Annotated in this window: 1 protein-coding gene; it reads right to left on the bottom strand. The window is 47.0% G+C overall.

Annotated elements, in window-relative coordinates:
• Positions 1-340: 340 nt before the first annotated feature.
• Positions 341-547: hypothetical protein (locus PORUE0001_RS10730; RefSeq protein WP_007365436.1), on the bottom strand; the 207-nt coding region annotated here is incomplete at its 5' end.

Genomic DNA, 547 nt, shown 5'->3' with positions numbered 1-547 from the left:
GCTCTTATTAGTTTCATATAGGTGAAACTAGAGTTTCATACGGAAGAAACTAGAGTTTCATACAGAAGAAACTAGAGTTTCATACAGAAGAAACTAGAGTTTCATACAGAAGAAACTAGAGTTTCATACGGGTGAAACTGGAGTTTCACCTAGGTGAAACTTTTGTTCCAGAGGGGGTTGGAACTTTAGTTTCAACCTGTTGGAACCAATGTCTCAGGCGTTTTTTAGGGGGATGTACACACAGCAAGTCTCACGAGTAGTCCTTTGCACATACACAAACCGTCAGAACGCACGGATGCTGCGTCCTGACGGTTTGCGTCAGTAGGTATCGCTATTTGTATTAGAAGCTAGGCAGAGGGGTCTGCGAATAGACGTCTCTCCTATCCCTTGGTAGCGGCCTGGGACCGACGTTGAGCACGTAGTCACCCAGCTGCTCGTAGTAGCCTACGAGATCCATATAGCTTACGGACTCGGGGTAGTCGTACTTCTGCGTACGGACGTTGTCCATGTTTTGCGCTTTCAGCAAGGTGCGCAGGTCGTTGAGTTG

The sequence above is a fragment of the Porphyromonas uenonis 60-3 genome, assembly GCF_000174775.1.
In the GTDB taxonomy this organism is placed as follows: domain Bacteria; phylum Bacteroidota; class Bacteroidia; order Bacteroidales; family Porphyromonadaceae; genus Porphyromonas; species Porphyromonas uenonis_A.
Note: the sequence above shows the minus strand (reverse complement) of the source record. Positions and strands in the feature narration are given on the sequence as shown.